Below are 6,939 nucleotides of genomic sequence, written 5' to 3' on the forward strand. Positions count from 1 at the left end.
TCATCACTTCAGCGGAACGTACTTGCTGCCTCTGGTTGCACCGATACCGGCACTACCATGAGCGACTCTCTTTCTTGTCAGTGCAAATTCACCAAGGTAGTGGAAGACCGACTCCGGCTGGAACTCGACTTTGATAAATTCCTTGCCATTGTAGATCTCAATTGTTTTCCCGATCATTTCGGGCATAACAATCATTTCCCGGAGGTGAGTCCTGATCTTTTCGTCGCCTTCGCGGACTTTTTCAAGTAATGTCTCTTCTCCACGGGAGAACCCGCGGGTTATCTTGCGGCGGGGACGGGCGGGCATAAGGGGAAGGAGTTCGGAAATCCCCATCGCTTTGAGCTCGTCGATCTTAAAGCCGCGATAGGTGAACTCCTCACGCCGTCTTGGCATTCTCTTTTGTGTCTTTTTAGGTGCTGCCATACCCAATCACTTCCTGCTCTTACCTGTCCTGCGTGCTGCCACAGATCCCACAGTCCTTCCGGGGGATGTTCCGCGGGCAATCGTCTTCGGGCGACCGGTGTGCTGGTGTCCACCGCCACCGAACGGGTGGTCAATGACGTTCATTGCGACACCACGGACGCGAGGCCAGTTGGATGCGGTGTTTGCCATCTTGTGGTACTTGTTCCCTGCTTTCACGAACGGCTTCTCGACACGTCCGCCTCCGGCAACGATACCGACGGTTGCCCGGCAGCGTGCGTTGAACCATTTGGTCTTGCCGCTGGGCATCCGGACTCCGACGCGGCCGTCTGCCTTGTCAATAACAACAGCCTGCACACCGGATGAGCGGACAAACTTGCCGCCATCGTTCGGGCGCGACTCGATGTTACAGATGTAGGTACCGTTCGGGATGTTCTGGAGCGTAAGAGTGTTGCCATTCTTGACTTCACCTGCTGCCGCCCAGAGAACTGACTCCCCGATACCAAGTCCTTCCGTGACAAGCATGTAGACTTTCGTGCCGTCCTCGAGTTTGACAAGTGCAATCGGTGCGTTGCGGGCCGGATCGTGTTCGATATCGATGACCGTACCGGTGATCTTCTGCGTGTCGTCACCAATGTGCTTCAGCTCAGCCTTGTACCGGTGGGATGGTGCACGGTATGTCGGGCCTCCTTTGCCTCTGCTTTGTGTAGTAATTCGATGTCCCATGTTCCCCACCTACATAATGCCAAGCCGGCTGAGTATTTCCTCGGCGGCCTTGTCGTTCTCAAAGCTCACGATTGCCTTCTTCTGGCCGTGCATGGTCATGAGCGTCCTGACGCTTTTGACCTTCTGGCCGAATGACTTCTCGATCTCGCGCTTGACGTCATCCTTGCTGGCTTCGCGGGTGACGAGGAACTGGAGCTTGCTCTGGTTCTCAAGGAGGACCATTGCCTTTTCCGTGACAAACGGGTATTTAAGGGTCATTTACCTGCCCTCCAGGCGTACGAGTGCGCTCTCGGTCCAGACCGTCAGGCGTCCTGCCAGCATGCCCGGAGCAAGGTGCTCAACGTTCAGCTGGTCGATGGTGACAACATCCACACCGGAAAGGTTGCGGGCTGCGAGCAGCGGTTTGTCTGCGGTAACAATGAGCAGGCTCTTCCTCTGCTTGAACCGGCGGCCACGCATCTTGCCTCTGCCGGCACGGACTTTCTTGCTGTCCTTTGCGCGTTCGATGTCGTTGTAGATACCGGCGGTGGTCAGTACCGTGATGAGTTCCTGCGTCCTGCCGATGGTTTCAAACTTGTCCTCAAAGACGATCGGGACTGCACCTTCGAAGGTATGCCCGCGTCCCTTGATGAGGTCCGCGTTGATGCTTGCGGCTACTGCCGAGCGGAACGCTTTGTGCTTCTCCTTCTGGTTGATCTCCTTGATCAGGATCTTCTCAACTTTCGGGGGGTGTGCTTCACGTCCGCCTTTTGCCTGCGGGACTTTTGCTGCGCGGGAACCGTTCCTGATACGGGGAACGTGGGATGACCCGCGACCGCTACCCCAGCCTACTGCTGACGAGCGGATGCCTGCAAAGGGGTGGGATCCGTGTGGCTGTCTCCGGGTGCTCTGGAGTGCCATGACTGCCTTCTTGATCAGATCTGGGCGGTACTCTTCGGAGAAAATTTCCGGAAGATCGATACTCTTGGTAACTCCGCCATCCAGTGTCTTAACCTGTGCTTTCATCTCTGATCATCCCTGCTTGCTCTGGACGCTCACAAACTGGATTGCCGGCATCCTTGCAACTTGTTCTCCCATGCGTATTGCCGGGCGGATACGGATAAGCCGCTTTACCGGGCCGGGTATGGATCCTTTCACCAGCACGTACGGGTTCTTGAGAATACCGTAGTTGATGAAGCCACCCGCGGGGGTGATCTCACTGGCGTTCTCGGAAAACTTCAGAATCCGCTTGTTGAACTCGGTGCGCTGCTGGAATCCCAGCTGACCGATCTGGGGAACCTGCCACCTGACGTGGTGAGGGTTCCATGGTCCAAGGGTACCGATGTGGCGTTCTTTGCCACCAACGGAGTGCTTGCGCTTGCGCAGGGCAATACCCCAGCGCTTCACAGCACCCTGGGTACCTTTTCCGGTAGTGATTGCGGTGATATCCGCAAATGCCCCGGTCTGGACAACGTTGTTTAAGGTAACTTCCTTTCCGAGAAGCCCCAGCGCAAATTCGAGCTGTTTCTTGACGTCTGCTCCGCCAACCTTGATCTCCATGAGGTCCGGGACTTTCTTCGGAACCCCGGAGAGTGCTGCCGGCTGCGTGTAGGTGACTGCATGAATCTCCGCAACAATACCGGCTGCAACTGCATCGGACAGTTTCTTCATGGCAGCCTCGCTGTTGTAGTCCTTGGGCATGGTAATACGGCGCCCGAGGATAGTGTCAAGCTGTTCGGCCCAGACTTCGGTGAGTGCGTGTTTGCCGTAGGTATCTCTGGAGTATGCACGGATTGCAGCAACTTTCATCGAGGGAACTTCAATAACGGTGACCGGCACCATGATTTCCTTACCCTCGGTGGGGCTGCTCTTGTGGTCATCCACCATGATAACATGCGTCATACCCACTTTGTATCCGGCAAACCCCTGCAGGATCGGTGCTCCCTCGTAAAGAGGCCACGATTGATACTTCGGGATTGGGCTCTTTGCACGCTTTCTTGGGCTGAATGCAAGAGAGCCTCGGCGTGGTCTGTTAATTTTTGGCATGTGATAATCAATCCTTTACTGCGTGTAGGTTATTCTCACTTCGACACGAATTGTGATTTAATCCGAGATTGTGTGATAACTTCGCTTGTACCGGAAGCCAACACGCGACACGAGAAATCCATTCCCCGGTCATGAGCCCATGGCTATCCATTCCGGATTGCGTCCACGGGGAACCGTAAATGGTTTCACTCGGTTACGGAGATGCGCATGAGGTGTACTCATCGCTTATGCCGGTGTGCACCAGCATTCCTGTCTCGCGAAAGAAGATCCTGATAATGACGCATCCACCTGCATTTCTGCAGGGGAACAGGCTCGTTGCACGAACGTCGACCCATGCGCCCTAATCAGACCCACTCTGTCAGCCTGTTGTGACTGTTCACAACTCCTTCTCGGGATACCCCTCCTTGCGGAGGGATCCACCAATCGGAGGATACCCACGGCACAACCGTCATCCTTGTGTCTGGAGGTACGGTTCCGCCGTCAGCGGAAACATCTGCCATGCTGATTTCTCTGTCAACACGGGCGTTTCGCTAAGGATAACCTCATATCGGCTTCCTTAATTATTGCATAAAAGAAGATATAAACATATGCCAGATCCACACACGGGATCGGTATCCGGCTTACCCGAATTACCCGTTTTCGGACATAAACCCATTCAAAATGATATGAGGGATCAACCGAAATAGAGTTCGCCCTGATCGGTGATGTATACTATAACATCTTCACACATGCACCGGGCTTTACAGCACTGGGGCCGTGATTCTCTCAACCGGTTGATGAGCGAGATGGTATCGTATTTGACCTTGATATTGATCTTCTGAGCTTCGCCGAACACGATCGCGGGAACATCGAAGAGATCCGTGCCGGAGGGAACGGTACACAAGTGAGTGGCATCAAGGGTGTACAGAAATTCCAGCGTCTCTTTTGCCCGCCGGATATTTTCCATAGCGCTCTTCTCGATCGTACAGACATTTGCTTTCGAGGTGGAGATGATATCGGCAATCTGCTGCTGGGTCAGCCCCTGCTTTCGATACCTGAGAACTTCCATCTGGCGTTCCGTGAGCAGCCCGTCTTTCATAGTATCAAATTTTCAATCTGAACTTAAACACTTTTCGTTAACTCTGGCAAAACCAAGAATCCTTCATGGGCATTTGATATCGGTCAGGAAGGTTACCGGAATTGGTTTCCCAGCAGTTCCTTCGACGAGAGAATACATTTCAAAATGTTTATATGAATACCGGCTCATAATACCATGTCATAAAAAATATCGAGGTGAATTAGATGGTTGTTAAAGTAGGCGTTGCTAAACTCGGCAACATTGCAAGTGGTGTAATGGCAGAGCTGCTTCTCGACGAGAGAGCAGACCGCGAAGACATGCAGACATTCATGGCGACCAGCGGAACGAAACTCGAGCCGGCAGATGTCGACCGCGTGGTTTCCAACCTGAAGGCATACAAGCCCGACTTCTGTATTGTAGTCTCCCCCAACGGTGTTCTCCCCGGCCCGACCGGTGCCCGCGAACAGCTCGCAGCAGCAGGTATCCCGGTCATCATCATTACTGATGATGTAACCACCAAGAAGGAATGGGAGGGCGTCAAGGCAAGCACTTTTGGCTACATCATCATGAAGGCAGACTCCATGATCGGTGCCCGCAGAGAGTTCCTTGACCCCACCGAGATGGCCGACTTCAACGGCAACCTTGTGAAAGTGCTGGCACTTACCGGTGCATTCCGCAAGATGCAGCTTGCCATTGATCTGGTCATCGACCAGGTGAAGGCAGGAAAGAAGGGCGCAGAACTTGTGCTCCCCAAGATCGTCATGACCACCGACAAAGCAGTCGAAGGCGAATTCACCAACAACTATGCACTCGCAAAGGCACGCGCTGCCCACGAGATCGCGATGGCTGTTGCAGGACAGAATGTCAAGGGCTGCTTCATGACCAAGGAATGGGAGAAATATATCCCGATCGTTGCAAGCGCTCACGAAATGATGAGATGCGCAGCAGCACTCTGTGATGAGGCCCGCGAAATCGAGAAGGCCGGCGACAGCATTATGCGCAAGCCCCACAAGAAAGACGGCACACTTGTCTGCAAGAACAAACTTGTAGCAAAGTTTGAGTAAATCTTATTATTTTTTTTCTTTTTTGTAAAAGTTCCCAAGATCTTCAGGAAGGGTCATTATTACCGGCTCCAGGTGGAGCCGCTCCATGAAGGCAGAATCACTCGTAGATGATGGATTGGGATTGATACGGGAGATCAGGGTGCAGAACGCCCGTAATTCCTGATCGCGTTTACCCTTATCAAAAAAGATGGACATGTTGAATGCATGGGTCCCCAGCTGTCGGTATAATGAGAGGATCTCGAGTATCCCCCGCGCCAGGAGGTCCGTATAGGGCTCCATCTCATCCAGCGTGGAAATGGGCAATAACCCTCGTATCTCGCGCTCACCAACCGGTACCGCATGGGCGGACCAGAGAATTTCTTCGCCGAAAAGATACCGGTCGGAGGATCGTTCCTGCTCTCTCACGGCATCCCAGTAGCTTATACCCTGTTTTTTCCGGTACTGCTCACATGCAGTAAGGTAGAGTCCAACAATATGAGAAGGGCATGAGTCTGAAAGACCCTGCATATGGGGGTGCACAAGGCTTGCCCCGGCGGAGGGCAGGAAGTTCCAGTTGATGCTGGGATAGCCATCTACCTGACGGAGTGCTTCGATCTGTGAGAGAAGTGCATCCGCAACCTGCTGCCGGCTGAAGGCCGCAACCGTGTGTTCCCGGGTCAGAACGGTCACAACATGACCTTCACCGAAAGGAAACAGGTTGGGAAACGTGACACTTTCCCCTCGGAGGATCCGGTTGCCATCAGGAAATGTTGGTGTAACGGACATGACCGCGTCGCGGCAGAACGGACAACCCTCCGTATTTGAAGAGAGATAGAACGATTGATCTATCTGCCGTTTTAACCGGTCAGGACTGATCCTGCACCGAAGCCCGGTGAAATGCTCCTCGCGATACTGTAATGTACCCCTGCTGGTAACAACTTCCCTTACAAAAAACATACCTGTTCAGGATACTATTTCCGGCAGGATCAGATAGTCGTTTGCACTAGTGGAGAGGGACAACGAAACGTATGGACAAAAGTGTGGATACGTTGCTCAACAATTCAGGATGTCTGACCAATAGTACCCTCATCAAAACAATGATGAAAAGTACCTGAACAGAACCCGGTATAACATGTTTAGTGTGCATTTCCAAGGCACATTTTCATGGCAGACCCTGCTTAAAAATTTTTTATTGCAATCATGGGGTGTTAGTTAGTAAGGCTACAATCGGATAATTATCCTACAATCGGCAGGTACATGCTACAAAATTTTTCAATCTCCGACGTGATTGTTCGGAAAATGCAATCAAGGTGTGATTGAAAAAATTTGAGCAGGGGAGAGTAGGTCATTGAAATTTTTTTTGCCGGAGATCGATTGGGTTTTTCTGTGAAACGGATCCGGGTTTTATGCTGCACACTTACCCGTGAATGATCCTGGCAGGTTCATAATCATATCCGGGGTACCTGCGGGTTGGTGAATAATCAGAGGGATTCTTCGTATGAAATCCAATAAAAAAAGATACCGGAAAAATAAAAAAAATGGTAACTATTCAGCCCGTCCTGTGAGCACAAGAAGGTGTGAATGGATTTCCCTGAAATGCACCAACGAGTGATGCGAGAACCGGCCTTTCATTTTTCTTAACGGTTGAGAGATATCCCCGGATCCTGC

At 52.3% G+C, this 6,939-nt stretch carries 8 protein-coding genes; 1 reads left to right on the forward strand and 7 read right to left on the reverse strand.

Annotated features, from left to right (window positions below):
- Positions 1–3 precede the first annotated feature (3 nt).
- From WC598_RS14710 to WC598_RS14735, 6 genes are all read right to left on the reverse strand, one after another.
- Positions 4–423 (reverse strand): 30S ribosomal protein S19, encoded by a 420-nt coding sequence (locus WC598_RS14710; protein ID WP_372962265.1) that lies wholly within the window; start codon positions 421–423, stop codon positions 4–6.
- A gap of 6 nt (positions 424–429) precedes the next feature.
- A complete protein-coding gene (locus WC598_RS14715; RefSeq protein WP_372962266.1) occupies positions 430–1,146 on the reverse strand; it encodes a 50S ribosomal protein L2 in 717 nt (238 codons plus the stop codon).
- Positions 1,147–1,155: 9 nt separating this feature from the next.
- Positions 1,156–1,404, reverse strand: coding sequence for a 50S ribosomal protein L23 (locus WC598_RS14720; RefSeq protein ID WP_321350041.1), 249 nt, complete (start codon positions 1,402–1,404; stop codon positions 1,156–1,158).
- On the reverse strand, positions 1,405–2,151 hold the full coding sequence (rpl4p, locus tag WC598_RS14725) for a 50S ribosomal protein L4 (protein WP_372962267.1): 747 nt from the start codon (positions 2,149–2,151) through the stop codon (positions 1,405–1,407).
- A 6-nt stretch (positions 2,152–2,157) separates the two neighbouring features.
- On the reverse strand, positions 2,158–3,171 hold the full coding sequence (locus tag WC598_RS14730) for a 50S ribosomal protein L3 (protein ID WP_372962268.1): 1,014 nt from the start codon (positions 3,169–3,171) through the stop codon (positions 2,158–2,160).
- A 673-nt stretch (positions 3,172–3,844) separates the two neighbouring features.
- Positions 3,845–4,249: a Tfx family DNA-binding protein gene (locus WC598_RS14735; RefSeq protein ID WP_372962269.1), complete on the reverse strand. Its 405-nt coding sequence runs from the start codon at positions 4,247–4,249 to the stop codon at positions 3,845–3,847.
- A 203-nt stretch (positions 4,250–4,452) separates the two neighbouring features.
- Here WC598_RS14735 and WC598_RS14740 point away from each other — a divergent pair, with 203 nt between their 5' ends.
- Positions 4,453–5,292 (forward strand): F420-dependent methylenetetrahydromethanopterin dehydrogenase, encoded by an 840-nt coding sequence (locus tag WC598_RS14740; protein WP_372962270.1) that lies wholly within the window; start codon positions 4,453–4,455, stop codon positions 5,290–5,292.
- Positions 5,293–5,298: 6 nt separating this feature from the next.
- Here WC598_RS14740 and WC598_RS14745 read toward each other — a convergent pair whose 3' ends face one another.
- Positions 5,299–6,228, reverse strand: coding sequence for a galactose-1-phosphate uridylyltransferase (locus WC598_RS14745; RefSeq protein ID WP_372962271.1), 930 nt, complete (start codon positions 6,226–6,228; stop codon positions 5,299–5,301).
- Between the last annotated feature and the right edge of the window lie 711 nt (positions 6,229–6,939).

This window comes from Methanoregula sp., assembly GCF_041645475.1.
Taxonomy (GTDB): domain Archaea; phylum Halobacteriota; class Methanomicrobia; order Methanomicrobiales; family Methanospirillaceae; genus Methanoregula.

Bases quoted from the DNA above. Each gene is read 5' to 3' on its own strand.
- WC598_RS14710 (WP_372962265.1), bottom strand. From the start codon at position 423: ATGGCAGCACCTAAAAAGACACAAAAGAGAATGCCAAGACGGCGTGAG.
- WC598_RS14715 (WP_372962266.1), bottom strand. From the start codon at position 1,146: ATGGGACATCGAATTACTACACAAAGCAGAGGCAAAGGAGGCCCGACA.
- WC598_RS14720 (WP_321350041.1), bottom strand. From the start codon at position 1,404: ATGACCCTTAAATACCCGTTTGTCACGGAAAAGGCAATGGTCCTCCTT.
- rpl4p (WP_372962267.1), bottom strand. From the start codon at position 2,151: ATGAAAGCACAGGTTAAGACACTGGATGGCGGAGTTACCAAGAGTATC.
- WC598_RS14730 (WP_372962268.1), bottom strand. From the start codon at position 3,171: ATGCCAAAAATTAACAGACCACGCCGAGGCTCTCTTGCATTCAGCCCA.
- WC598_RS14735 (WP_372962269.1), bottom strand. From the start codon at position 4,249: ATGAAAGACGGGCTGCTCACGGAACGCCAGATGGAAGTTCTCAGGTAT.
- WC598_RS14740 (WP_372962270.1), top strand. From the start codon at position 4,453: ATGGTTGTTAAAGTAGGCGTTGCTAAACTCGGCAACATTGCAAGTGGT.
- WC598_RS14745 (WP_372962271.1), bottom strand. From the start codon at position 6,228: ATGTTTTTTGTAAGGGAAGTTGTTACCAGCAGGGGTACATTACAGTAT.